Source organism: Sphingomonas phyllosphaerae 5.2, from assembly GCF_000419605.1.
In the GTDB taxonomy this organism is placed as follows: domain Bacteria; phylum Pseudomonadota; class Alphaproteobacteria; order Sphingomonadales; family Sphingomonadaceae; genus Sphingomonas; species Sphingomonas phyllosphaerae_B.
Genome location: NZ_ATTI01000001.1, coordinates 3199016 through 3222488, shown reverse-complemented (window position 1 = coordinate 3222488; position 23473 = coordinate 3199016). Strand labels below are relative to the sequence as shown.

Genomic DNA, 23473 nt, shown 5'->3' with positions numbered 1-23473 from the left:
TGCGTCGCACCATCGCAACTGCGCGTGACGCATTCGTCGTTGCAGTTGCTGCACGGTGCCTTCACGGATTTTGCGTCCGGATCGCCCTTCGGCTAAGCGCGGCGGCATGACGCTTTTCACCCGTTTCACCGCTTATGTGGATGCCGCGCTCGATGCGCTGACCGCCGCGGGCACGCTGCCCGCCGACCTCGATCGCCGCAACGTGACGGTCGAGCCGCCGCGCGATGCGACGCACGGCGACCTCGCGACCAACGCGGCGATGGTGCTGGCAAAGCCTGCCGGCACCAACCCGCGCGTGCTGGCCGAGGCGCTGGCGGGCGAGTTGCGCGCGTTGCCGGAAGTGGCAGAGGTGTCGGTGGCGGGGCCGGGGTTCATCAACCTGCGGCTGCACGACGATGTCTGGCGCGCCGAAATCGCGACGATCGGCGGCGAGGGTGCGGATTACGGGCGCTCGGCACGCGGGCAGGGCGTGACGGTGAACATCGAATATGTCTCCGCCAACCCGACCGGGCCGATGCACATGGGGCATTGCCGCGGCGCGGTGGTTGGCGACGCACTCGCCAGCCTGCTGGAATTCGCCGGAAACAAGGTGATCCGCGAATATTACGTCAACGACGCCGGCGGGCAGGTCGACGTGCTCGCGCGGTCGGCGCACGTTCGGTACCGCGAGGCGCTCGGCGAGGATGTCGGCGCCATTCCGGAGGGGCTGTATCCCGGCGACTATCTGGTCCCGGTCGGGCAGGCGCTGGCGCAGGAATTCGGCGATCGCTACGCCGCCGCGCCGGAGGACGAGTGGCTGGCGCTGTTCCGCACCCGCGCGGTGGCGGCGATGCTGGTGCTGATCAAGGACGACCTGGCGCTGCTGGGCATCCACCACGACCTCTTCTCGTCGGAAGCGGAATTGCAGGCGGCGGGCAAGCCCGAGGCGGCCGAGGCGGTACTGCGCGCGCGCGACCTGATCTACGACGGCGTGCTGGAGGCGCCGAAGGGTGACACGCCGGAGGATTGGGAGCCGGTCGAGCTGCCGTTGTTCCGCTCCACCAGGTACGGCGACGATCAGGATCGGCCGATCCGCAAGTCGAACGGCAGCTGGACCTATTTCGGTGCGGACATGGCGTATCACTTCCAGAAGGCAGAGCGCGCCGACCAGCTGATCGACATCTGGGGCGCGGATCACGCCGGCACGGTGAAGCGCATCCAGGCGGCGGTGGCGGCGCTGACCGACGGCAAGACGCGCTTCGACGTGAAGCTGGTGCAGATGGTGCGGCTGCTGCGCGGCGGCGAGCCGGTGAAGATGTCGAAGCGCGCGGGCAATTTCGTGACGCTGGCCGACGTGGTGCGCGAGGTCGGCAAGGACGTGGTGCGCTTCACGATGCTGACGCGGCGGTCGGACGCGCAGATGGACTTCGACTTCGCCAAGGTGGTCGAGGCGTCGAAGGAGAACCCGGTCTTCTACGTTCAATACGCGCACGCCCGCGTCCATTCGCTGCATCGCCGCGCCGCCGAGGCCGGGATCGCGGCGGAGAGCGCCGATCTGTCCCGGCTTGATACGGAGGAGCTGGCGCTGGTGCGGTTGGCCAGCCAGTTCCCACGGGTGGTGGAGACCGCCGCGGCGGCGCGCGAGCCGCACCGGATCGCCTTTTATCTTTATGATCTTGCCGCCGAATTCCATGCACTGTGGAATGCCGGCAACGACCGCCCGGATCGCCGCTTCCTGGTGCCCGACGATCACGCCGTCACCGCCGCGCGACTGTCCTTGGCGGCGGCGATCGGGCAGATTATCCGCAACGGTCTCGCCATCATGGGGGTGGAGGCGGTTGCGGAGATGCACTGATGCGTGAGGGGGAGCCGATCGGCCGGATGAGCGACGCGGATCGCCTGCCGTGGCTCGATACCGTCGAGGCCGACGATCCCTATGCGGTGCCGGTCGGGCGGATCGTGGCGCTGGTCACGATCGGGCTGCTGCTGCTCGCCGCGATCCTGTTCGGGCTGTACAAGTGGAAGTTCGACGCCAGCGGCGGCGACGGGCGACTGATCGCGGCACCGGCGGGCGACTATAAGGTGCGCCCCGACGAACCGGGCGGGATGAAGGTGATCGGCGAAGGCGATTCGGCGATCGCGGCGAGCGCCGGCAGCCACACCGATGCGGCGATCGATCTGGCGCAGGTGCCCGAGGCGCCGGTCGCGCGCGCCACCGCACCGGTGGCGACGCCGAGCGCCACCGCCTCCGGCAGCGCGTCGGCCAGCGTCGCGGTGCCGCAGGCGAGCGCCCCGCTACGCGCGCAACGCCCGGTCGGCGCCCCCGCGGCGCACGTGCCCGGCTCGGCATCGGGCGGGGCGTTGGTGCAACTGGGCGCCTTCCCCAGCGAAGCGGTCGCCAATAGCGCATGGAGCCAGATCGCACGTCGCTTCGGCTATGTCGCGACCCTCAACAAGGTCGTGCAGCCGGCGGTGGTGAAGGGACGCACCGTCTATCGGCTCCGGGTCGACGCCGGCAACGCCGCGGCGGCGGGCGACCTGTGCGCGCGGCTGAAGCTGGCGGGCGAGAATTGCTTCGTCACCGGATGAGGCGGAAGATCCCGCGGTCGGGCAGCCGCACCGAGAAGGTATAATGCAGCCCGATCGCGACCTGTAGCTGCGTCGCCGAATCGGCGCGGCGGATGATCGGCGAATGCGCGGCGTCGCCCACCAGCCGCTCGTAGGTGACCTGCCCCTCGATCCCCCAGTGCGACGTGATCTCCATCGACGCGCTGCCGGTCGCCGCGACCGAGCGTAGCCCCGCCTTGGGGGTATATTGCTGAAGCCCCGTCGCCGCGGCGGCGCGGTCGTCGACGCCGAACCACGCGCGCTGATAGCGCCCGTCACCCAGCAGTACGCGCGGCCCGAGCGAGACCAGCCAGCGATCGCCGTCGCGCCGTACATAGTCCATGCCGAGCTGGCTGGCCCAGCCGTTGTGGCCGTTGATGCCTTTGCGCACGTCGCCGCGCCCGCGCACATTGTCGCTGAACCACGTTTCCACCGATCCGCCGAGTTCGAGCGTGCGGCCGACGCCGGGCAGGCCGGGGACGAGGTCGCCACCGCGCCGACGACCTTCGCGGCGCACCGCGATTGCGAATTCGGTGGTGCCGCGGCGGAGCAACGTCAGGTTGGTGCCGTCGTCGGGCGCGCCGAACGCGAACGGCGTGTCGCCCCGCGCGCGTGACAGGCTGAACCACGGGCTGAGCCGCCGCTGGTCGTCGCCGGGGAACCATGGCTGCCATTGCGGGCCAGCGCCGATCTGGATGCGCGTCGGCACGATCGGCGGAGGGACATCATCCGGCGTGGTCGATTGCAGCGCGCCGGGATCGGCCGGCGGAGGCGCATCCTGCGCGAAGGCAGGCGTGGCGAGCATCGTGACGAACAGGCAAGCCCAGCAACCCGAAACGCGCATCCGTGATCCTCCGTTACCGACCTTGCCAGGGCACACACCCGATCAGGCGGGGGGCCGTGATCGCCGCGGAAGGCCGCCCGACGAGGAGCGCAGCACCGTCGCTACGCACCGCCACATGCAGGCAAGCAACACGCTGAACCGCCTTCCACGGGCGACCGTCTTCGGCGGTAACGGATCCGGGCGGCGTACGGTGTCGCGCGTCGGTGACGATGCAAAGCATCACTCCCTTCTTGCATTGGCCCGGCGCCTAGATCCGCTCCTCCAAGACCCCACCCTGATTGAGCCCGAACCCTAGGCTGGCACGGCGCGGTTCCAAAGCCATTTCCTCACGGCGCTGTTCCGCCGTAAAGATGCGGGCATGAAGCCTGTCATCTTCGGCCTGTCCGGCCCCGTCCTGACTGCGGCGGAACGCGTTTTCTTCGCTGCGATGCGTCCTGCCGGCTACATTCTGTTCCGCCGCAACATCGAGACGCGTGCGCAGCTGCGGGCGCTGACCGATTCGGTGCGTGAACTGGAAGGGCGCGACGATGTCGCTATCCTCGTCGACCAGGAAGGCGGGCGCGTCGCCCGGCTTGGGCCGCCGGAATGGCCGGTGTTCCCGGCCGGCCCTGAGTTCGACGCGCTCTATGAGCTCGCGCCGATGTCGGGGATCGAGGCGGCGCGCGCCAACGGCCATGCGCTGGGGCTGATGCTGTCGGAGGTCGGGATCACCGTCGACTGCCATCCGATCCTCGATGTCGCACGCGAAGGGACGACCGAGGCGATCACCTGTCGCGTGTTCGGGCACGAGCCGAAGCGGGTCGCGGCCATGGGGCGTGCGACGCTGGAAGGGCTCGCCGCCGGCGGGGTGGTCGGCATCGTCAAGCACATGCCGGGGCACGGACGCGCGTCGCTCGACACGCATTACCACCTGCCGACGGTAACGGCATCGGCCGCCGAGCTGGAAGCGGATATCGCGCCGTTCCGCACGCTGGCGCACGCGCCGATGGGGATGACCAGCCACATCGTCTATCAGGCGTGGGACGCGGAGCGGCCCGCGACGTTGTCGCCGGTGGTGATCGAGGAAGTGATCCGCGGGCGGATCGGCTTCGACGGGCTGCTGATGACCGACGACATCGACATGAAGGCGCTGAGCGGATCGGCTGGCGACAAGGCGGCGGGCGCGATCGCGGCCGGATGCGACGTGGTGCTCGATTGCTGGGCGCGGATGCCGGAGATGGAGGAGATCGCCGGCCGGCTGGGCGAGATCACGCCCGCTGCGCGCGAGCGGCTGGAGCGCGCGATGGCAGGGCGCACGGCCGCGACCGGAGAGATGGCGGCGCTGCTCGACAAGCGCGACCGGTTGCTGGCGTTGGTGAAGGATGCGGTGCCGCAGCCCTGATCGCTTTCAGGCGGGGTCCAGCGGCCAGCGTGCGATCGCTTCGTAGCGGGCGCCGTCGTGCGCGAGGACGCTTTCGTAGAGCATGAGGTGCGACAGCGCGAAGGTGGGCGACGCGAGCGCGGCGTGATCGGCGACCCAACGCTCGATCGCAGCCGGGTCGGCAGCGGTGCGCGAGAACCGGGCGAGCGTTACATGCGGGAGGTAGCGGCGCGGGTCGGGCGCGACCGCCGCTCGCGCGAGCGCCTGGTCGACCTTCCGGTGAAGCGCGGCGAGCGGATCGGCGGGGCCGACGCGCGCCCAGAGCGTGTCGACTCGCCCGCGCCGATCGAAGGTGCCAACGCCGTCGATCCGCACGCCCGGCGCCGGCGCGGCGACCGCGGCCAGCGCGGCGGCGATGTCCTCGGCATGGCGCCGGTCGACCTCCCCGATGAAACGCACCGTGATGTGCAACTGCTCGTCGTCCTGCCAACGCGCGCCCGGCACGCCGCCCATCGCGTCGAGCAACAGGGCGCGGACCGCGGGCGGCGGGCGCAGGGCGACGAAAAGGCGGTGCATGGCGCTGTAACGAACCTTTGCTGGACCGGATGCATCGGCGGGGTCGCTTGAAAAGCGGGAGCCGACGCGCGATATTCCCCGTATCCGACCCATTCGTTCGGATGAAGGAGCAAAGAGACAATGGCCAATTGGTCCGATCCCCGGCCCTCCGCTGCCCCGTTCGGCGGGACCGCTTCGGGCACCCGCACGGAGGCGCGTGACGCCGGCCTGCGGTCGTACATGCTGTCCGTCTACAATTACATGGCTTCGGGCGTGTTGTTGACCGGCATCGTGGCACTGGCGTTCGCGCTGTCCGGCTATGCCCAGGCGGTGTTCGGTACGCCGCTTCGCTGGGTCGTCGCGCTGGCGCCGCTCGGCTTCGTGTTCGCGATGAGCTTCGGTCAGGGCAAGTTCTCGACCTCGACCCTCAAGGCGATGTTCTGGGGCTTCGCGGTCGCGATGGGCCTGTCGCTGTCGTCGATCTTCTTCGTCTATTCGCCGATCGCCATCGCGCAGGCATTCGCCGCCACCGCGGCAGGCTTCGCGGCGCTGAGCCTATACGGCTATACGACGAAGCGCGATCTGTCGGCATTCGGCACGTTCCTGATCATCGGCCTCGTCGGCCTGATCGTCGCGAGCCTGATCAACATGTTCGTCAACTCCGGTCCGCTGGGCCTGATGATCTCGCTGGTTGGCGTGCTGCTGTTCGCGGGCCTCACCGCCTATGACACCCAGCGCACCAAGAGCCTGTATTTCCAGGTTGCGGGCTATGGTCCGGAGATGGTCGGCAAGGCGGTCGTGATGTCGGCGCTGAGCCTGTACCTCGACTTCATCAACATGTTCCTGTTCATTCTCCGGCTGTTCGGCGGGAACCGCAACTGATCCGCGGGATTGAGTGACGTAACACGACGAGGGCTCGGCGGGTGACCGCCGGGCCCTTTTCTTATTTTCGGTCCCGATCACTCGAACTGCAAGGAAACGGCGGCGATGCGCCTCTCGATCGAAGCCGTACTGGACTATGGTTTTCCGGCCCCGGCCGACGTGCTGCTCCAGATCGAAGTGGCAGCACAGCCCGACCAGCGGCTGGAGACGCAATCGCTTGTCGTCGAATCCGACCATCCGATCCGCGCCGTTGCCGGCGAGGACGGGATCGGGCAACGCTGTTGGGCGCGTGGCGAGCGGCGGCTGGTCGCGCGCTATGCCGCGACCGTGGTGATCGACCGGCCGACCATCCACATCGACAGGCTGCCCGCGACCCCGGCGGCGTACTTGCCGGCGGCGACGATCCCGTACCTCTTCCCGAGCCGCTATTGCGAGTCGGACCGCTTCGAGAACTTCGTGCGCCGCACGTTCGCCGGGCTGTACGGCGGCGCGCTGGCTGTCGCGCTGGCGGAGTGGGTCCGCACCAATCTGGAATATGCGCCCGGGCCGATCGGTGGCGGGGCGCTGCATACCTTTGCCGAGCGGCGCGGGGTGTGCCGTGATTACGCGCACCTGCTGGTGACGCTGGCCCGGGCGGCGGAGATTCCGGCGCGGTGTGTGTCGGTCTATGCGCCCGGCGTCGACCCGCCCGATTTTCATGCCGCTGCCGAATTGTGGCTGGACGGGAGTTGGCATCTGGTCGACGCGACCGGGATGGCGCGCGCCGACGAGATGGCGCGGGTCGGCGTTGGCCGCGACGCGACCGACATCGCGTTCATGACGATCTTCGGCACCGCGATGCTGTGGGAGCAACAGGTGCGCGTCGTCCGCGTCGACTAGGTCGCTGCGGCGTCGCTTATCGCCGGAATCGAAGGCGCGTACCGGAGTTGACCCGGCGCTTGGCTGGTTCGCCGGCCATGAGCGCGAGCGGCTTCGCCCCTGGCCGGCGCGCGGCGTGACGCGTCGCGATCGCGCGCGGTCTGACCGTTGTGTCGGTCAGCTTCACGGGGGCGACCGCCGCTGCCGATGAGCGAGGAATGTCGGCGCTAAACACCTGGACCGATCGGTATTCCGCGGGTTCCCCGCAAGCGCCGCATTACGAGCGTAGCGAAGCAATCCAAGATGTCGCGCGGAACGCCGGATTGCTTCGCTACGCTCGCAACGACGGGTAAAGGTCGTGGACCTGCCCGATCGTACGAGCGCAGTGCGCCCTGAAAGAGGGATAATCTTCATGGGCGAACAGCCCGGCATTCGTCAGGCGCCGAACGTCGATCCCGCCTAGGAACGGCGGGCGGGGTGCGGCGTTTGGGTACGACAGAATGTTTCCGGACCAGGAGGGTATGATGACCGAAGAGAGCCCGATCGACGACCGCGCGCTCGACAGCCTGTCGGTTGCGCCCGAGGCCGGTAATGCCGGCGGATCGAGAGATGCGCGTCAGGATGCCGGGCAGGACCGCTCGATCGACAAACGGCTGCGCAAGCATCCGAGCAGCGAGGATGCGCGGCTGGACGAGGGACTGGACGAGACGATGGACGCCTCCGATCCAGTCTCGATCACCCAGCCCGGTCGCAGCGAACCGGCACCGTCGTCGGGCTTCGATGCTGCCGAAGAGGCGGAGCGTCAGCGCGACGCGTGACACGAAGGCGTGACCGAATGTTGCCCGTTTGCTGCATATGGGGACCTTTCCTGCCAATGTAACTCGCTTCGTCGCATCCATATTGCGGTGCGGCAGTCGCCGTGTTGATCTGTGACGGTCGGAAGACAGCATCGTTAAGCCAAGTGTTAACCACTGTGGTGCATTCTTCCGACCGTTGGATCTACGCGGCGGGGTGTGGCGATGGGACGGATGAAGGCGGCCGAGGGCGCGATGACGCTGGCCGAAATGAAGGAGTTCGCGACCTTCCCGGCCGCGACGCAGCGGTACATCCGCCGGAGCCTCGACATCGGACTTGATCGCGAGGACGCGCTGGTACGCTGGTCGCGCGATGTGGTGGAGGCGGCGAGCATCCGCGCACAGGCGCAGCATTACCGGCGCTTGCCGGAGCTACGTGCGCTGGTTCCCGACGACAGCGGTCTGGATGCTGCCGAGCAGGTGCTGGCGCCACTGGTGACGTTGGCCGGGTTCGATCTGGGGCAGGGGCGGATCACCTCCTTCTCGGCGTTCCGTTTCCTCTTCGAGCGACTGGTCGGCGCGAAGGTTCGGCCATGGCTGCCCTCGGCCTTCTGCGCCGCGGCGGCGATGCCGCATCTGCACCCGGAATTGCGACGCAAGCTGTTGCAGTCGATCAGCGAGGCGGCGGCAACCGCGTCGGGATGGTCGTCGCGCCAGCCGGCGTTCTTTCCGCATTGGGTCGAGAAGGTCGACACCGCCGCGCTGCCGCACTGAGCAACCTGGACGAGGCCGAGCGTGATCGGCAGGCCGGTGTCGCGCGCCGCGTCCTCGAAGACGATCCGGACGCGTGTGAGATCGGCGAGCAGTGCGACGGGAAGATGGCGCGTGGCGGCGATCTCGACCGTGAGCGGGGGACGGACACGGTTCTCGCCGGCCACCAGCCCGTCGTAGAGCGCGTCGAGATTGGGGCCATGCCACTCGGGTGCGCCGAGCGCCGCAAGCAGCGCCTGCCACATATCCTCACGACCCTGCGGCGCGGCAGCATCGAGGCGGATCAGCGACATGCGCGCCACCCGGCGGCGCCACGGGCGGCCTGATCGAGGTGGAAATGGTCGCGGTGCGCGGCGTTGTAATCGGGTGACAGGACGGTCGCGAACAAGCGGCAGGCGCCGTCGCGGACCTCGCGGAGGAACGCCGCCTTTTCGGCACTGCGGCCCGTTGCGGTCCAGTCGCGCGCGACGCTGATCCGCGTGCCATCGGAGAGGCGGAAACCGGCAATGTCGATCGCGTCGGCCGTGGCGTGCTCGCTCCATGCGCCGGCGTCGCGGCCGTAGAGGCGCCGGCACGAATAGCTGCCGAAATGATCCACCTGAACGACCCGCGCCCCGAAGTGGCGGCGCGCCGCAGGGGCGAGCACATCCCATTCCCACATCACCATCGCCGCGGCCACCGGGCACGCGATGCCGACGTCGGCGGGCGCGAAGGCGGTTGTGCGCGCAGCCCCGCGGGCGAGGCGCACCGCATCGTCGTAGCCGCACTGGCGTTCGTGTCGCGCGGGCAGCGCGGTGTAACGGACCCCGGCCTGCGTCAGGAGCGTGCGACAGGCGGCAGCATCGCCGGTCAGCGCGGTGAGCTTGCGCCCGGTGAACAGGCCGATCGGCTGGCCGAGATCGAGCGGCGTCCACGGCAGATCCTGCGGACGGCCGCGCACGCTGCCCCAGACGACCAGCGCAACCGCGGCGAGCAGCACGATCGCGACGCCGCAACCGACACCGCGGCGGATCGCGCGCGCTATCCGCGCCGGACGTCGCCGACCGGCTGCGCGGTCACGGGGTAGCCGAGGTCGTCCGGAATGCAGAGATATTCCTTCCCGTCGCGCCATTCGGTCCACGGCACCACCGTGCGCACCGGGATGGCGCGCGCCTGCGTCACCGCCGCGGCATGATCGGCAAACAGGGCAAGCCGCTCCAGGTTGCGTCGGGTCGGAAAGATGATCGACAATCGCCCCGCATCGGCGTCGGCGAGTATCGCACGCGCACTGGCCCAGCACAGCCGCACGTTCTCGGTACCGTCCACCTGCGCGGCCGGTGCACCGGCGGGCAGGCGTGCGAGGTAGAAGCGCGTGTCGAAGCGACGCACCGGGCTGTGATCCGGCCGCCAGCGCGAGAAGGCGACGAGCTCCGCCGGGGCGAGCACGGCGCCGATCGCGGCGAGCGCCGCGGCGAACGGCGTGCCGTCCCGCAGCGCGGCCCGCAACGTCGCGAGCGCCGCGGCATCGGGCATGGCGGCAAGGCCGATCGGGAGGCCGGCTTCCTCGATCGTCTCGCGGATCGCCGCAATGCGCGCGGCGGCTTCGTCGAGGTCGTCGCATCCCAGCAAGCGCGCGAAGGCGTGGTCGGCCGGGTCGACGCGTCCGCCGGGAAAGACCATCGCGCCGGGCGCAAACGCCATGGCGCCGGCACGCTCGACCAGCAGGATGTCGGGATCGCCACCGACGCGGTCGCGCATCACGATCAGCGTTGCGGCGGGGATCGCGTCAGGCGCTTCGGATGGCATCGATGTCATGGGCGGCGGGTGGTGGAGCTGAGGGGAATCGAACCCCTGACCTCTGCAGTGCGATTGCAGCGCTCTCCCATCTGAGCTACAGCCCCGCCCGCCAAGCCCGGCAAATGCCGAGAGCGCCGCCCTTAAACGCGATGCGCGAGCGACGCAACAGCCCTTATCGCCGCCGACGGAAATTCGCTGACGTGATCTACGAACGGCGGGGTGGGGCAGAGCCAAGATGAAATACCGTTGCGGCTCCGCAACAACAGGAACGAACTGCGCTGGATCAGCTTTCCCTTCTTACCGTCGCGACGCCGCAAAGCGGGGCGCGACCGTGTCAGACGCAGGAGAAATATCATGGGCAATGAACGCTATCCGCGCGGGACGAACCCGCAGGACGACTATTACGGTCGCAGCGAGACTCAGGATTACGGCCGCGACTATGGCTCGGGACGCTCCGGCAGCTATTCGAGCGCGCGCGACTACCAGGCCGCCGGCGCGTTCGACCGCGACGGTGACCGCGGTGGCCGCGATCAATATGGCGCACGCGACAGCTACGGGCGCGGCGACAGCTATGGCCAGCGCGACGATCAGGGCCAGCGCGAGCGCTATGGCCAGCGGCAGGGCGGCTTCGGCAGCTACGACCGTGACGACCAGCGCGGCTATCGCAGCGACCGCGACGACGACCGCGGCGGGTACGGCGCGCGCTCGGGGGGCTACGGCGCGCAGCGCTATGGCCAGTCCGGTTATGGCCAGTCCGGTTATGGGCAGTCGGGCAGCAGCTATGGCGGCCAGCAATATGGCCAGTCGCGCTCCGGGCGGGATAGCGAATATCGCGGCAGCTACGCCTCGGACGGGCATCGCTTCAACGACGTCGGATCGCACCGCCGTGACGACGACGACGATCGCGCGCGCGACCACGGCCGGCATCGTGACCGCGGCGCCAATTACGGACGCCAGCCGCAGGGCTACGATTATGAGGACCGCGGCTTCCTGGCGCGCGCCGGTGATGAAGTGCGCAGCTGGTTCGGCGACGAGGATGCGGAGCGACGCCGGGAGGCCGACAGCCGCTACGACGATCGCTATTACCAGCAGCAGGGCGGGCGCGACCGCGACGGCGATTACCATAACTGGCGCTCGGGCCAGATCGCGGCGCTGGATCGCGATTATGACGAATACCGGCAGGAGAACCGTAGCCGCTTCGAGAACGAATTCTCTAGCTTCCGCACCGAGCGGCAGACGCAGCGCGCCTCGCTCGACAAGGTGAAGGAGCATGACGAGGTGCTCGGCTCCGACGGCAGCCATGTCGGCACCGTCGACAAGGTGCGCGGCGACCGTATCCTGCTGACCAAGAACGACGTCGATGCGGGTGGCCAGCACCATTCGATCCCGTCGCGCTGGATCGCGTCGGTGGAGGACAAGAAGGTGACGCTGTCCAAGACCGCCGACGAAGCCAAGCAGCACTGGCGCAACGAGGAAGAAAATCAGGCGATGTTCGGCTACGGTGATCGCAACCGCAGCACGTCGACGCAGGCCGCGGGTGGCGCGACGGCGACGAACGACGGGTCGTCCGCTTCGTCGTCGAGCGCGACGGGTTCGACCGGCTCGACCGGTTCGAGCACGACAGGATCGCCGCAGAAGGACACGAACCTCAACAGCAGCTTCTCCGGCACGTATTGATCCGGTGAAGTGCTGTGCCGCCTTCGGGCGGTGCGGGTAAGGTGGGGAGCCCCGGGCCGTGCGGTCCGGGGCTTTTCCTTGTCGTGTGTGGAGCATCGTGCTTTTTGGCGCTACCAGCGAGCGTTCCAAGCCGGTCTGGATTGCTTCGTGACCCTCGGGACGGCGGGGGTGGAGCGCTGAGTTGACGCATTCCTACCGCGGGATGCTCGCGCGTGCCTGGTCGAGGCCAGCGTGAGCGCAATCGGGGATCGCTTGGTAGCCGCAACCGCTGAGAGCGTGACAGCGGTCGGATGATATCCGCCGATCCTCCATATCCACCCGCCGCGCACGTCAGGCGCGCGGCGGCTTCCAGAAGCGTCTGTAGAAGCCGCAGCGTGGCGTCGGGACTTACGCCCACGACAGCCCTGTCCAAATATCGATCGGCGCTTACGTGACGTGCTTCCTCAAAAGTGGGAGCGCCTTCGCCGTATGGCTTGCAGGCGGGGCGCGTACCTCGGCTCAAGCTGACAGGTGGAACCCAGCATGTGCCGGCGTCAGCAAGACGCGGGCATGTGGCCATTTCGGGGAGAGGTGTGATCGCTTGTCATCGGCGCGATGAGCTTACGAATCGCGCTTCCACAAAAGCGGAGAGGAGTGGAGGGTGCCCGGCCGCAGTATCTCGGCGCTGAATGAGCACTGCCCTCCGCCACGTGGCCCGGGACAAGGTGAGCTTCCGTCCGCCTTGGTCCCGAGACCATACATCGTCAGATTGCGCCCGAGAAGGTGTCGCAGACCGCCGGATTGCCGTTGCTTTCCATTCCCTTGCGCAACCACGCCTGCCGCTGTGCCGAGGTGCCGTGGGTGAAGCTGTCGGGAACGACGCGGCCCTGCGCTTCGCGTTGCAGCGTGTCGTCACCGATCGCCTGTGCTGCGCGCATGCCTTCCTCGACGTCGCCGGGATCGAGCCGCTGGCGGTTCATCGACGCCCAGACGCCGGCGTAGCAATCCGCCTGTAGTTCGAGCCGCACCGACAGTGCGTTGCCCTCCGTCTCGCCGGCGCGGCGCTGTGCCTGCTGGACCTGGTCGGAGGTGCCGAGCAGGTTCTGGATATGGTGGCCGAATTCATGCGCGATCACGTAATATTGCGCGAAGTCGCCGCCCGCCTTGTACTTGTTGGTCAGCTCGTCGAAGAAGCTGGTGTCGAGGTAGATACCGCGATCGGTGGGGCAGTAGAACGGCCCCATCGCCGACTGCGCAGCACCGCAGCCGGACTGGCCGCCCTGCTGGCCGAAAAACACGAGCTTTGGCGCCTGAAACCGTTGCTGCTGACCGGCAAAGATCTTTTCCCAGGTGTTGTCCGCCGAAGAAAACGCATTGCACGCAGCTTTGGCGGCTTGCGTATCGCATGCCTGTGCCGCCGTCGAGGGACCCGCCTGTTGCCGTGTCGTCGGCGCACCCCCGGAGAATAGGCTTCCCAGATTACCGAGACCGCCGAACACCGCGAGCAGGAGCAGCACGACGACCACGCCACCACACCCGAAGCGGCTGCCGATCATCGGGAGCAGGCCAAGCAGCAGACCGCCGCCGCCGCCGCCCAAGCCGGGGCCGGACATGCCGCGTTGGTCCTCAACATTGATATCTTTGTCGTAATCGTCGAGCCGCATGGCAAGCCTCCCCCTGAAGCCGGATCGTTGTCGATACGGTATGAATGCGCGTGGCGGCGTGCGGGTTGCAACCGTCGGCGCAGTCGCCGATGGATAAGGGCATCGACAGCAGCGGAAGGCCGGCAATGTTCCTGAAGGGCAAGAGCGCGATCGTGACCGGGTCGACGTCCGGCATCGGGCTGGCGGTGGCGCGCGCGCTGGCCGAGGCGGGCGCGGACGTGATGCTCAACGGGCTGGGCGAGCCCGATGCGATCGAGGCGGCGCGCGCGAGCGTCGTGGCACTCGGCGGTGGTGCGGTGCTGTACGATGGCGCCGACATGACCGACCCCGCCGCGATCACGGCGATGGTGGCGCGCGCGCATGAGGCATGGGGCGGGCCGGACATCGTAGTGAACAATGCCGGGATCCAGCACGTTAGCGGAGTGGCGGACTTCCCCGTCGCGAAATGGGATGCGATTCTGGCGATCAATCTCAGCAGTGCCTTCCACACGATGCGCGTCGCGATCCCGCACATGCGGGCGCGTGGCTGGGGGCGGATCGTGTCGACGGCTTCGGCACACAGCCAGGTCGCGAGCCCCAACAAATCGGCCTATGTCGCCGCGAAGCACGGGCTGGTCGGGCTGACCAAGACCGTCGCGCTGGAGACCGCGACCGACGGGATCACCGCCAATTGCATCTCGCCGGGCTATGTCTGGACGCCGCTGGTGGAAAAGCAGATCCCGGACACGATGACGGCGCGCGGGCTGACGCGCGAACAGGTGATCGACGACGTGCTGCTCGCCGCGCAACCGACCAAGGAGTTCGTGACGCCGGAGCAGGTTGCCGCGCTCGCGCTGTTCCTGTGCCGCGACGAGGCGAAGGCGATCACGGGCGCGAACCTTGCGGTCGATGGCGGCTGGACCGCCGCGTGAAGCGCTCGGCGGGCGCGCTGCTGATATGTCTGGCCGGATGCGGCGCGCGACAACCGGCGGCGGCGCCTGCGCTGGGTTCCGCGGCGCTGACCGGTGCGCGTGACTCCGGCGCGCGCGACTGGCGTGCGGTGGCGACACCCGCCGACCGCGAGCGGATGCGGCGGTGGCGCGACGCGTGGACCGACGGGCTGGCGCAGGCGCAGCGATCCGACGCGGCAGCGGTGGCAGCGCAGGGCGCGCTGTTCGCGGCCGATGCGGCGCTTGATGATCCCGTGCCGCCCGTGGGGGCGTATCGCTGCCGGATGTTCAAGCTGGGGTCGCCGGGCGGTGGCGGGCTTGGGTTCGTGGCTTACGGGTGGTTCGACTGTCGCGTCGCGGCGACGGCGGACGGCGCGGTGCGGCTCTCGAAGCTGACCGGATCGCAGCGGCAGGCGGGAATCGTCTATCCCGCCGCACCGACGCGCGCGGCGTTCCTGGGAACGCTGATGCTGGGCGACGAGGCGCGCGCCTATGCGTACGGCGTCGACAAGACGCGCGACGTGGCGGGCTGGGTCGAGCGTGTGGCGGGGCGGCGCTGGCGCGTTGCGATGCCGTATCCGGCATTTGAATCGGTGCTCGACGTTCTGGAGCTGGTGCCGGCGGAATAGCGGCGGGTCGGGTCGACGGCCGCGTCCTCGTGGCGTCCTGAATGCGCCGTCCGCGTCTGCCCGGGCCTGTCGACCGCGTTCGGGCGATGGATCAACGTTGATCCGGCTTCAAGGCTGGGTCGCGGGTTCCGTCTTTCCCGGCAGGGTGCCGGGGGTCGAGACCGGCGCCTCGACGGGCACCGTGCCGTCGAGCGGGGGCAGGGTGGCGAGGTAATCCTTGCCGGTCCGGTCGATCACCGTCACCGCCTCCGGCTGCGCGGCGACGACCGCGCGCAGATAGCTGCTGGGTTTCTTCATCAGCTTCGGGAACTCGACGATCGTCAGGCCGGCACGGCGCGCCGCCTCGCGGACGAAGGTGACGCAATTGCGCTTGCCGAGATTGTAGGTGGCATCGCCGGTCTTTTCGTCCCACTCGCGCACCAGCGACAGGATGGCGGTATATTGCGCATCGGTGAGCGTGCGGGCGAAGCGGACGTGGCTGCCGTTCATATAGGCGGGCTTTGGACGCTCGATGCGGCCCTTCACGTTGCCGAACAGAAGCGCGGGGCTGACCGACTTGGCAGTGAAGCCGTAACTGGCGTCGACGGGCGCGCCGCCGGCGTCGGGCGTGCCGCGCAGCATGAAGAAGGCGTGCGGAAAGTAGTTGCCGAAGTCGCGGCTCCAGAAAGTGATCGTGATCGCCGCGTGCGCCGGCCACGCGCCGAACGCGGCGACGAGCAGCGCGAACCGCAGAAGCCAGCGCTGCGCGCCGTCACGCACCGGCGACGGTCAGCCGGTCGAGTTGCTCGCCGCTCAGGCGCACTTCCATCGCACCGAGCAGTTCCTCGATCTGCGTCACGGCAGTGGCACTGGCGATCGGGGCGGTGACGCCGGGCTGTGCGATGAGCCAGGCGAGGGCGATCTGCGCGAGCGTGGCGCCGGTCTCGGTCGCGACCGCGTCCATCGCGTCGAGGACCGCACGGCCCTTGCCCTCCAGCAGATCGCCCATCCGCGCACCGCGAACGCTCTGCGACAAGTCTTCGCGACGGCGATACTTGCCGGTCAGGAAGCCCGAGGCGAGGCCGAAATACGGCGTGACGCCGATATTCTCGGTAACGCAATAATCCTGCAACTCGCCTTCGAAGGCGTGGCGGCTGACGAGATTATACCCGGGTTGCAGCGCCTGATAGTGCGGCAGGCCGGCGGCGCGCGCAATCTCGATCGCCGATTTCAGCCGCGCGGCGTGGAAGTTCGATGCGCCGAGCACGCGCACCTTGCCGTCGCGTACCAGCGTCGCGAACGCCTCGGCGACCGCTTCCTGCGGCTGCGCCTCGTCGTCCTGATGCGCGAAATAGAGGTCGATGCGGTCGGTGCCGAGCCGGCGGAGCGACGCCTCGCACGCCGCGACGATATGCGACGGCGCGAGCTTCTCCTCGCCGAGCATCCCGACCTTGGTGGCGATCAGCACGCGACCGCGGTGACCGCTGGCCTTGAGCCACTCGCCGATCATCGTTTCCGATTCGCCGCCGGAGTGGCCATCGATCCATGCCGAATAGACGTCGGCGGTATCGATCAGCGTGCCGCCGCCCGCGACGAAGGCGTCGAGCACCGCGAAGGAGGCAGCGCGGTCGGCGGTCCAGCCGAAGACGTTGCCGCCAAGCACCAAAGGGGCGATCCGAAGATCGGAGGCGCCCAGGCGCCGCAGGTCGGTCATATGCGTCCTTCGTAACAGGAGCGACCGCCGCCGTCTGCAGGCGGCGGCCGCTCGACAGGCTTAGTTCTTGTCGCGCAGGTCCTCACCGGCGCGGACCATCGCGTTGCCGGTGGCGTCGGCAGCGCGGTCGCCGCTGTTCTTCAGCGCCGCGCCGGCGTTGTCGAGGCTGTTTTCGGCCTTGTTGAGCGCGCGATCGGTGGCGGCGTCGACATCGCTGACCGCGTTCGAGGTGGTTGCGGAGGTGTCGGCGGCGATCGCGTTGCCGGCTTCGGCAGTCTCGTTCTGCGCCTTCGGGCTGCAGGCGGCGAGGCCGAGGGCGGTGGCGGCGACCAGGCCGGTGGTGATGAGACGCTTCATTGGGTTTTCTCCCCTGTTTCGTTACGCCGGCAATACTGCCGTAGCGGTCACGCGAACGAAACATCGCGGCAAAAGGGTCCATCGCAGATGCGTTGACCGCATATAAAGATATCTTTATATGTCGCGGGATGGAGCAGGCTCTCGACATCTTCCGCGCGCTTGCCGACGCGTCGCGGCTTCGCATCGTGGCGCTGCTGGGGACGATGGAATTGTCCGTCGGCGAGCTCGCACAGGTACTGGGGCAAAGCCAGCCGCGCGTGTCGCGGCACGTGAAGATCCTGTGCGATGCGGGGTTGGCGGAGCGGCGCAAGGAAGGCAGCTGGGTGTTCGTCGCGCTGGGTGATCGCGCACGCGTCACCCCCGTAATGGCAGCGCTGGATGCCTATGGCGTCACCGCCGACGTCGAGGCGGATGTCGCGCGGCTGGCGGCGGTGCGCGCCGATCGCGCGGCGGCGGCGGCGGCGTGGTTCGAGGCGCATGCCGGCGAATGGGACGCGATCCGGTCGCTGCACGTCGCGGAGGAACAGGTCGAAGCGGCGATGCGCGCGCTGCTGGGCAGCGAACCGCTGGGCCGGATGATCGATATCGGCACCGGCACCGGGCGGATGATCGAGCTGTTCGCGCCCGCGGCCACGCAGGTGTTGGGGATCGACAAGAGCAGCGAGATGCTGCGGCTGGCACGCGCGCGGGTCGGCGAGCGTGCCGAACTGCGGCAGGCCGATCTCTACGCGCTGCCGGTGACGGACGGCGGCGTCGACCTCGCGATCCTGCACAATGTGCTGCATTTCGCGCAGCAGCCGGGCGCTGCGATCGCCGAGGCGGCGCGCGTGCTGGCCGGGCGGGGGCGGTTGCTGATCGCGGATTTCGCGAGCCACGATCGCGAGGAATTGCGCGCGCGCGACGCCCACACCCGCCTGGGGTTCGGCGACGCGCAGATCGCGGGATGGTTCGATGCGGCCGGGCTGACGCTGGAGCGTGTCGAAACGCTCGAAGGCGGCGAACTGACGGTGAAATTGTGGCTCGGGCGCAAGCAAGGCGTGCCGGTGCGGGAGGTGAAGGCGGCATGACGTTCTCGGTCAATCAACTCGAAGAGGCGCGTCGTGCCCTCGACGCACCGCTGTATGCCGACGTCGGCGGCGACGTGGACGTCAGCTTCGAATTTTCGCCGCCCAAGACCGACAAGGCCGAGGAAAACCTGTGGCAGTCGATCGAGACCTTGTGCCCGCTGGGCCCGCGTTTCCTGTCGGTGACCTACGGTGCGGGCGGGTCGACGCGCGACCGGACGCACGCGACCGTGGCGCGGATCGCACGCGACACCGGCGTCCCGGCAGCGGCGCATCTGACCTGCGTCGAGGCGACGCGCGAGGAGATCGACGCGGTCGCACAGGAATATTGGGCAGCCGGCGTGCGGCATATCGTCGCGCTGCGCGGCGATCCGCCGGCGGGCGCGGCGGACTATGCGCCGCATCCGGGCGGCTATGAGAATGCCGCGGCGCTCGTCACGGGGCTGCGGCGGCTGCATCCGTTCGAGATCTCGGTGGCGGCGTATCCGGAGATGCATCCGAACTCGACCGACCTGACGGCCGACCTCGAAAATTTGAAGCGCAAGCTGGATGCGGGCGCGAACCGCGCGATCACGCAATTCTTCTTCGAGGCCGAGACCTTCTTCCGTTACCGCGACGCGGCGGCGGCGGCGGGGATCGCCGCGGAGATCGTGCCGGGGATCATGCCGATCGGCAGCTTTGCGGGCGTCCAGCGGATGTCGGCGATGTGCAACACCGACGTGCCGGGCTGGCTGGTGCGGCTGTTCGAGGGGCTGGACGATCATCCGGCCGCGCGGCAGCTGGTAGCGGCGACGGTCGCGGCCGAGCTGTGCCGCAAGCTGTATGCCGGGGGCGTCAAGCACCTCCACTTCTATACGATGAACAAGGCCGAGCTGAGCTTTGCGATCTGCCACCTGCTGGGTGTGCGGACGCAGGCCACTCGGGAAAGGGCCGCCGCATGACCACCCGCGAGATCTTCAACGCCGAGGCGGCCAAGCGCATCCTCATCACCGACGGCGCATTCGGGACCGAGATCCAGAACTGGAAACTGTCGGAGGCGGATTACGCCGGGCATTTGACGCTGGGCCACGACCAGAAGGGCAACAACGACATCCTGGCGCTGACCAAGCCCGAGGTGCCGGAGGCGATCCACCGCGCCTATTTCGAGGCGGGCGCCGACATCGCCGAGACGAACACCTTCTCGGCGAACCGGATCAGCCAGGCCGATTACGGCGCCGAGGGGCTGGTGCGCGAGATCAACGTCGAGAGCGCGAAGCTGGCGCGGCGGATCGCCGACGAATATCAGGCGAAGGACGGCCGCCCGCGCTTCGTGGCCGGCGCGATCGGGCCGACCAACAAGACGCTGTCGCTGAGCCCCGACGTCAACGATCCCGGCTATCGCGAGATCGACTTCGATTACCTGAAGGACGTGTACCGCGAGCAGATCGACGCGCTGGTCGAGGGCGGTGCGGACTTCGTGCTGATCGAGACGGTGTTCGACACGCTGAACGCCAAGGCCGGGATCATGGCGGCGATCGAGGCGGGCGAGGCGCTGGGCCGCGACCTGCCGATCATGCTGTCGATGACGCTGACCGATCTGTCCGGGCGCAACCTGTCCGGACACACCGTCGAGGCGTTCTGGCACGCGGTGCGGCACGCCAAACCGCTGACGATCGGGCTGAACTGCTCGTTTGGTGCCGAGCAGTTGCGCCCGCACGTCAAGGTGCTGAGCGAATTGTGCGACACGCTGATCATGGTCTATCCGAACGCCGGTTTGCCCAACGAACTGGGCGCGTATGACGAGGAGCCGGCGACCACCGCCGGGCTGGTCGGCGAATGGGCGTTTGCGGGGCAGGTGAACGTACTGGGCGGATGCTGCGGATCGACGCCCGCGCACATCAGGGCGATCGCCGATGGCGTGCGTGACCTTGCGCCGCGCCGGGTGGCGGTGCCGCCGGTGAAGACACGGCTGGCCGGGCTCGAACCGTTCACGATGGCCGCATGACGCCCTTTGCCATCATCGCGCGGCTCAATGCCGCACGCATCCACCACACCATCACCAGCATTCGTGACGATGCGATCATGATCGATGCCGCGGTGCCGGGCGAGCGTTGGGAAATCGAGGTGTTCGAGGACGGGCACGTCGAGATCGAACGCTATACCTCTGCCGGCGAAATCGCGGGCGAAGCCGCACTCGTCGAACTGTTCGCTCGTTTCTCGGATACGCAATGACCACCAGCACCGCCACCCAGTTCGTCAACATCGGCGAGCGGACCAACGTCACCGGATCGGCGGCGTTCAAGAAGATGATCATGGCGGGCGACTATAATCGCGCGGTCGAGGTCGCGCGCCAGCAGGTCGAGAATGGCGCGCAGGTGGTGGACGTGAACATGGACGAGGGGCTGCTCGACGCGCACCACGCCATGACGACGTTCCTGAAGCTGATCGCCGCCGAACCCGATATCGCGCGGGTGCCGGTCATGATCGATTCGTCCAAGTGGGACGTGATCGAGGCCGGACTGAAATGCGTCAGCGGCAAGCCGATCGTGAACTCGATCAGCATGAAGGAGGGCGAGGAGCAATTCCTGGCCCATGCCCGCAAGTGCATGAACTATGGCGCCGCCGTCGTCGTGATGGCGTTCGACGAAGTGGGGCAGGCCGATACGCAGGCGCGCAAGGTCGAGATCTGCGCCCGCGCCTATGACCTGTTGATCGGCATCGGCTTCCCGCCGGAGGACATCATCTTCGACCCCAACGTGTTCGCGGTGGCGACGGGGATCGAGGAGCACAACAATTACGGCGTCGACTTCATCGAGGCGTGCAAGGCGATCAAGGCGCGCTGCCCGCACGTCCATATCTCCGGCGGGCTGTCGAACCTGTCGTTCAGCTTCCGCGGGAACGAGCCGGTGCGCCGCGCGATGCATTCCGTGTTCCTGTATTACGCCATCCCCGCGGGCATGGACATGGCGATCGTCAACGCCGGGCAGCTCGACGTCTATCACACGATCGACCCCGAACTGCGGCAGGCGTGCGAAGACGTCATCCTCAACCGTGACGCCGAAGCTGGCGACCGGCTGGTCGCGCTGGCGGAGAAATACCGCGGTACCGATGCGGTCGCCGAGAAGCAGGCCGCGGAATGGCGCAGCCTGCCGGTCGCCAAGCGGCTGGAATATGCGCTGGTCAAGGGCATCGACGCGCATGTGGTCGACGATACCGAGGAATGCCGCCAGCTGTTCCCGCGCCCGATCGAGGTGATCGAGGGGCCGTTGATGGACGGGATGAACGTGGTCGGCGACCTGTTTGGATCGGGCAAGATGTTCCTGCCGCAGGTCGTGAAATCGGCGCGCGTCATGAAGAAGGCGGTTGCGCACCTGATGCCGTTCATCGAGGCCGCGAAGGAGCCGGGCGCGAAGGGCAAGGGCAAGGTCGTGATGGCGACCGTGAAGGGCGACGTTCACGATATCGGCAAGAACATCGTCGGCGTCGTGCTCCAGTGCAACGGCTTCGAGGTGATCGACCTGGGCGTGATGGTACCGTGGTCGAAGATCCTGGCGGCGGCGAATGAGAACGACGCCGATATGATCGGGCTGTCGGGGCTGATCACGCCGTCGCTGGACGAGATGGTGACGGTGGCCGAGGAGATGCAGCGCGCGGAGATGCAGATGCCGCTGCTGATCGGCGGCGCGACGACCAGCAAGGTCCACACGGCGCTGCGGATCGCGCCGGCCTATACCGGGCCGGTGGTGCACGTGCTGGACGCCAGCCGCGCGGTCGGCGTGGCGACGACGCTGGTCAGCGATACAATCCGCGACAAGTATGTCGCGGGCGTCGCGGCCGATTATCAGGCGGTGCGCGACGCGCGCGAGGGCAAGGGGCAGAACAAGCTGCTGCCGCTGGACGAGGCGCGCAAGCGCGGCTTCGCGGCCGACATGGCGTTGAAGGCGGCGCCGGTGAAACAGCCGGGCGTGCATGTGTTCAACGATTGGGATCTGGCCGATCTGCGGCAGTATATCGACTGGACGCCGTTCTTCCGCGCGTGGGAGCTGGCGGGCAATTATCCCGCGATCCTGACCGACGACGTGGTCGGCGAAAGCGCCACGTCGCTGTTCGCCGACGCGCAGGCGATGCTCGACCGGATCGTCGCGGAAAAGTGGCTTACCGCGCGCGGCGTCGCCGGACTGTGGCCGTGCCATCGCCACGACGACGACGTGTGGGTGAACGATCGCCATGTGGTCGACACCCGCTCGCCGGACGGCGGCAGCGTGCCGGCCGGGTTCAACCTGCCAGACCTCGACCGCCGCAACGAACATTCGACGCGACTGCCGTTCCTGCGCCAGCAGATCGCCAAGCGGGAGGGGCGCGCGAATATGTGCCTGGCCGACTTCATCGATCCGGTGGGCGACTGGATCGGCGGTTTCGCGGTCGGCATCCACGGCATCGATGCGCATATCGCGCGCTACAAGGCCGATAACGACGATTATAACGACATCCTGCTGAAGGCGCTGGCCGACCGGCTGGCGGAGGCGTTCGCCGAGGCGCTGCACGCGCACGTCCGTCATGTGCTGTGGGGTTATGCGCCCGACGAGCAGCTGACGAACGACGCGCTGATCCGCGAGCAATATCGTGGCATCCGCCCGGCGCCGGGCTATCCGGCGTGCCCCGAGCATTCGCTGAAGGTGCGTTTGTTCGAGATGCTGGACGCGGAGAAGAACGTCGGGCTGGAGTTGACCGAAAGTTTCGCGATGCTGCCGACCGCGGCGGTCAGCGGCTTCTACTTCGGGCATGCGCAGGCGGAATATTTCGGCGTGGCGCGGATCGGCGAGGATCAGCTGGAGGATTACGCGCAGCGGCTGGGCGTGGATGTCGCGCGGGCGACGCGGTTGTTGCGACCGAACCTGGATTGAGGCGAGGGGGCGACGTCGGCACGTGACGTCGCCCTCAACAAAAGGCCGGGGTCTTCCTCGGCGGCGGTAACGCATATGGCGGGAGATCGCGGCTTTCGCCGGGATGACGGTTCATCACCGGTCGTCGCTGCTGCGGAGCCAGAGGCCGAATGCTGTGCGGTGCCTCGGGTCT

The 23473-nt window shown here is 68.2% G+C and carries 23 protein-coding genes, 1 tRNA gene and 1 pseudogene; 15 read left to right on the top strand and 10 right to left on the bottom strand.

Features of this window, described 5'->3' with window-relative positions; translation table 11 throughout:
* The first annotated feature begins 106 nt into the window (after nt 1-106).
* Both argS and SPHPHY_RS0115285 read left to right on the top strand, forming a co-directional pair.
* Nucleotides 107-1834 carry an arginine--tRNA ligase gene (gene argS, locus SPHPHY_RS0115290; protein WP_022687562.1) on the top strand — a complete coding sequence of 576 codons (1728 nt, stop codon included), beginning with the start codon at nt 107-109 and terminating at the stop codon, nt 1832-1834.
* Nucleotides 1834-2568, top strand: a complete 735-nt coding sequence (locus tag SPHPHY_RS0115285; RefSeq protein ID WP_022687561.1) for an SPOR domain-containing protein — start codon at nt 1834-1836, stop codon at nt 2566-2568. Before argS ends, SPHPHY_RS0115285 begins: the two co-directional genes overlap by 1 nt.
* On the opposite strand, the gene SPHPHY_RS0115280 is transcribed toward SPHPHY_RS0115285, so the two are convergent.
* On the bottom strand, nt 2558-3430 hold the full coding sequence (locus SPHPHY_RS0115280; protein WP_022687560.1) for a MipA/OmpV family protein: 873 nt from the start codon (nt 3428-3430) through the stop codon (nt 2558-2560). The genes SPHPHY_RS0115285 and SPHPHY_RS0115280 overlap by 11 nt on opposite strands.
* 358 nt (nt 3431-3788) lie before the next feature.
* Here SPHPHY_RS0115280 and SPHPHY_RS0115275 point away from each other — a divergent pair, with 358 nt between their 5' ends.
* The gene (locus SPHPHY_RS0115275; protein WP_022687559.1) at nt 3789-4811 is read left to right on the top strand and encodes a glycoside hydrolase family 3 N-terminal domain-containing protein; all 1023 of its coding nucleotides are present in this window, start codon (nt 3789-3791) and stop codon (nt 4809-4811) included.
* A gap of 6 nt (nt 4812-4817) precedes the next feature.
* Here SPHPHY_RS0115275 and thpR read toward each other — a convergent pair whose 3' ends face one another.
* Nucleotides 4818-5366, bottom strand: a complete 549-nt coding sequence (gene thpR, locus SPHPHY_RS20335) for an RNA 2',3'-cyclic phosphodiesterase (RefSeq protein WP_022687558.1) — start codon at nt 5364-5366, stop codon at nt 4818-4820.
* 120 nt (nt 5367-5486) lie between these two features.
* Here thpR and SPHPHY_RS0115260 point away from each other — a divergent pair, with 120 nt between their 5' ends.
* From SPHPHY_RS0115260 to SPHPHY_RS0115240, 4 genes are all read left to right on the top strand, one after another.
* A complete protein-coding gene (locus SPHPHY_RS0115260; RefSeq protein WP_022687557.1) occupies nt 5487-6227 on the top strand; it encodes a Bax inhibitor-1 family protein in 741 nt (246 codons plus the stop codon).
* Between the two features lie 105 nt (nt 6228-6332).
* Nucleotides 6333-7106: a transglutaminase-like domain-containing protein gene (locus SPHPHY_RS0115255; RefSeq protein WP_022687556.1), complete on the top strand. Its 774-nt coding sequence runs from the start codon at nt 6333-6335 to the stop codon at nt 7104-7106.
* 503 nt (nt 7107-7609) lie between these two features.
* On the top strand, nt 7610-7903 hold the full coding sequence (locus tag SPHPHY_RS0115245) for a hypothetical protein (RefSeq protein WP_028056983.1): 294 nt from the start codon (nt 7610-7612) through the stop codon (nt 7901-7903).
* A gap of 210 nt (nt 7904-8113) precedes the next feature.
* The gene (locus SPHPHY_RS0115240) at nt 8114-8653 is read left to right on the top strand and encodes a hypothetical protein (protein ID WP_022687553.1); all 540 of its coding nucleotides are present in this window, start codon (nt 8114-8116) and stop codon (nt 8651-8653) included.
* Between the two features lie 92 nt (nt 8654-8745).
* Here the strand turns inward: SPHPHY_RS0115240 and SPHPHY_RS22815 are convergent.
* The 4 genes and pseudogenes from SPHPHY_RS22815 to SPHPHY_RS0115220 form a co-directional block, all read right to left on the bottom strand.
* A pseudogene (locus tag SPHPHY_RS22815) lies at nt 8746-8895 on the bottom strand (barstar family protein); the annotation flags it as partial.
* Between the two features lie 38 nt (nt 8896-8933).
* Complete coding sequence (locus SPHPHY_RS0115230) at nt 8934-9629, bottom strand: extensin family protein (protein WP_022687551.1); 696 nt, start codon at nt 9627-9629, stop codon at nt 8934-8936.
* A 41-nt stretch (nt 9630-9670) separates the two neighbouring features.
* Nucleotides 9671-10435, bottom strand: coding sequence for an NUDIX domain-containing protein (locus SPHPHY_RS0115225; RefSeq protein ID WP_028056981.1), 765 nt, complete (start codon nt 10433-10435; stop codon nt 9671-9673).
* Nucleotides 10436-10454: 19 nt separating this feature from the next.
* A tRNA-Ala gene (locus tag SPHPHY_RS0115220) sits at nt 10455-10530 on the bottom strand.
* Between the two features lie 250 nt (nt 10531-10780).
* On the opposite strand from SPHPHY_RS0115220, the gene SPHPHY_RS0115215 reads away from it, so the two are divergent.
* On the top strand, nt 10781-12103 hold the full coding sequence (locus tag SPHPHY_RS0115215; RefSeq protein WP_022687549.1) for a DUF2171 domain-containing protein: 1323 nt from the start codon (nt 10781-10783) through the stop codon (nt 12101-12103).
* A 743-nt stretch (nt 12104-12846) separates the two neighbouring features.
* Here the strand turns inward: SPHPHY_RS0115215 and SPHPHY_RS0115210 are convergent.
* Nucleotides 12847-13746: a neutral zinc metallopeptidase gene (locus SPHPHY_RS0115210; RefSeq protein ID WP_022687548.1), complete on the bottom strand. Its 900-nt coding sequence runs from the start codon at nt 13744-13746 to the stop codon at nt 12847-12849.
* 125 nt (nt 13747-13871) lie between these two features.
* Here SPHPHY_RS0115210 and SPHPHY_RS0115205 point away from each other — a divergent pair, with 125 nt between their 5' ends.
* Both SPHPHY_RS0115205 and SPHPHY_RS20330 read left to right on the top strand, forming a co-directional pair.
* On the top strand, nt 13872-14657 hold the full coding sequence (locus tag SPHPHY_RS0115205; RefSeq protein WP_028056980.1) for a 3-hydroxybutyrate dehydrogenase: 786 nt from the start codon (nt 13872-13874) through the stop codon (nt 14655-14657).
* Nucleotides 14654-15304: a DUF4893 domain-containing protein gene (locus SPHPHY_RS20330; RefSeq protein WP_022687546.1), complete on the top strand. Its 651-nt coding sequence runs from the start codon at nt 14654-14656 to the stop codon at nt 15302-15304. Before SPHPHY_RS0115205 ends, SPHPHY_RS20330 begins: the two co-directional genes overlap by 4 nt.
* 108 nt (nt 15305-15412) lie before the next feature.
* Here SPHPHY_RS20330 and SPHPHY_RS20325 read toward each other — a convergent pair whose 3' ends face one another.
* Genes SPHPHY_RS20325 through SPHPHY_RS0115185 form a run of 3 tightly spaced genes read right to left on the bottom strand, consistent with a single transcriptional unit; the run spans nt 15413 to nt 17354 of the window.
* Complete coding sequence (locus SPHPHY_RS20325) at nt 15413-16063, bottom strand: hypothetical protein (protein WP_022687545.1); 651 nt, start codon at nt 16061-16063, stop codon at nt 15413-15415.
* On the bottom strand, nt 16056-16997 hold the full coding sequence (locus SPHPHY_RS0115190) for an aldo/keto reductase (protein WP_022687544.1): 942 nt from the start codon (nt 16995-16997) through the stop codon (nt 16056-16058). The genes SPHPHY_RS20325 and SPHPHY_RS0115190 overlap by 8 nt, the downstream gene beginning before the upstream one ends.
* A gap of 60 nt (nt 16998-17057) precedes the next feature.
* Nucleotides 17058-17354 (bottom strand): hypothetical protein, encoded by a 297-nt coding sequence (locus SPHPHY_RS0115185; RefSeq protein ID WP_022687543.1) that lies wholly within the window; start codon nt 17352-17354, stop codon nt 17058-17060.
* A gap of 128 nt (nt 17355-17482) precedes the next feature.
* Between SPHPHY_RS0115185 and SPHPHY_RS0115180 the strand changes: the two genes are divergently transcribed.
* Genes SPHPHY_RS0115180 through metH form a run of 5 tightly spaced genes read left to right on the top strand, consistent with a single transcriptional unit; the run spans nt 17483 to nt 23301 of the window.
* Nucleotides 17483-18421 carry an ArsR/SmtB family transcription factor gene (locus tag SPHPHY_RS0115180; protein ID WP_022687542.1) on the top strand — a complete coding sequence of 313 codons (939 nt, stop codon included), beginning with the start codon at nt 17483-17485 and terminating at the stop codon, nt 18419-18421.
* On the top strand, nt 18418-19359 hold the full coding sequence (gene metF / locus SPHPHY_RS0115175; RefSeq protein ID WP_022687541.1) for a methylenetetrahydrofolate reductase [NAD(P)H]: 942 nt from the start codon (nt 18418-18420) through the stop codon (nt 19357-19359). The genes SPHPHY_RS0115180 and metF overlap by 4 nt, the downstream gene beginning before the upstream one ends.
* A complete protein-coding gene (locus SPHPHY_RS0115170; RefSeq protein ID WP_022687540.1) occupies nt 19356-20402 on the top strand; it encodes a homocysteine S-methyltransferase family protein in 1047 nt (348 codons plus the stop codon). Before metF ends, SPHPHY_RS0115170 begins: the two co-directional genes overlap by 4 nt.
* Nucleotides 20399-20629, top strand: coding sequence for a hypothetical protein (locus SPHPHY_RS0115165; protein WP_022687539.1), 231 nt, complete (start codon nt 20399-20401; stop codon nt 20627-20629). The genes SPHPHY_RS0115170 and SPHPHY_RS0115165 overlap by 4 nt, the downstream gene beginning before the upstream one ends.
* Nucleotides 20626-23301, top strand: a complete 2676-nt coding sequence (gene metH, locus SPHPHY_RS0115160; RefSeq protein WP_022687538.1) for a methionine synthase — start codon at nt 20626-20628, stop codon at nt 23299-23301. Before SPHPHY_RS0115165 ends, metH begins: the two co-directional genes overlap by 4 nt.
* Nucleotides 23302-23473 lie beyond the last annotated feature (172 nt).

Coding starts and splice junctions, on each gene's coding strand:
- SPHPHY_RS0115180 (WP_022687542.1), top strand. CDS start 17,483: ATGGAGCAGGCTCTCGACATCTTCCGCGCGCTTGCCGACGCGTCGCGG.
- SPHPHY_RS0115185 (WP_022687543.1), bottom strand. CDS start 17,354: ATGAAGCGTCTCATCACCACCGGCCTGGTCGCCGCCACCGCCCTCGGC.
- SPHPHY_RS0115280 (WP_022687560.1), bottom strand. CDS start 3,430: ATGCGCGTTTCGGGTTGCTGGGCTTGCCTGTTCGTCACGATGCTCGCC.
- thpR (WP_022687558.1), bottom strand. CDS start 5,366: ATGCACCGCCTTTTCGTCGCCCTGCGCCCGCCGCCCGCGGTCCGCGCC.
- argS (WP_022687562.1), top strand. CDS start 107: ATGACGCTTTTCACCCGTTTCACCGCTTATGTGGATGCCGCGCTCGAT.
- SPHPHY_RS0115190 (WP_022687544.1), bottom strand. CDS start 16,997: ATGACCGACCTGCGGCGCCTGGGCGCCTCCGATCTTCGGATCGCCCCT.
- SPHPHY_RS0115210 (WP_022687548.1), bottom strand. CDS start 13,746: ATGCGGCTCGACGATTACGACAAAGATATCAATGTTGAGGACCAACGC.
- SPHPHY_RS0115205 (WP_028056980.1), top strand. CDS start 13,872: ATGTTCCTGAAGGGCAAGAGCGCGATCGTGACCGGGTCGACGTCCGGC.
- SPHPHY_RS0115215 (WP_022687549.1), top strand. CDS start 10,781: ATGGGCAATGAACGCTATCCGCGCGGGACGAACCCGCAGGACGACTAT.
- SPHPHY_RS0115255 (WP_022687556.1), top strand. CDS start 6,333: ATGCGCCTCTCGATCGAAGCCGTACTGGACTATGGTTTTCCGGCCCCG.
- SPHPHY_RS0115275 (WP_022687559.1), top strand. CDS start 3,789: ATGAAGCCTGTCATCTTCGGCCTGTCCGGCCCCGTCCTGACTGCGGCG.
- metF (WP_022687541.1), top strand. CDS start 18,418: ATGACGTTCTCGGTCAATCAACTCGAAGAGGCGCGTCGTGCCCTCGAC.
- metH (WP_022687538.1), top strand. CDS start 20,626: ATGACCACCAGCACCGCCACCCAGTTCGTCAACATCGGCGAGCGGACC.
- SPHPHY_RS0115245 (WP_028056983.1), top strand. CDS start 7,610: ATGACCGAAGAGAGCCCGATCGACGACCGCGCGCTCGACAGCCTGTCG.
- SPHPHY_RS0115225 (WP_028056981.1), bottom strand. CDS start 10,435: ATGCCATCCGAAGCGCCTGACGCGATCCCCGCCGCAACGCTGATCGTG.
- SPHPHY_RS0115165 (WP_022687539.1), top strand. CDS start 20,399: ATGACGCCCTTTGCCATCATCGCGCGGCTCAATGCCGCACGCATCCAC.
- SPHPHY_RS0115260 (WP_022687557.1), top strand. CDS start 5,487: ATGGCCAATTGGTCCGATCCCCGGCCCTCCGCTGCCCCGTTCGGCGGG.
- SPHPHY_RS0115285 (WP_022687561.1), top strand. CDS start 1,834: ATGCGTGAGGGGGAGCCGATCGGCCGGATGAGCGACGCGGATCGCCTG.
- SPHPHY_RS0115170 (WP_022687540.1), top strand. CDS start 19,356: ATGACCACCCGCGAGATCTTCAACGCCGAGGCGGCCAAGCGCATCCTC.
- SPHPHY_RS0115240 (WP_022687553.1), top strand. CDS start 8,114: ATGAAGGCGGCCGAGGGCGCGATGACGCTGGCCGAAATGAAGGAGTTC.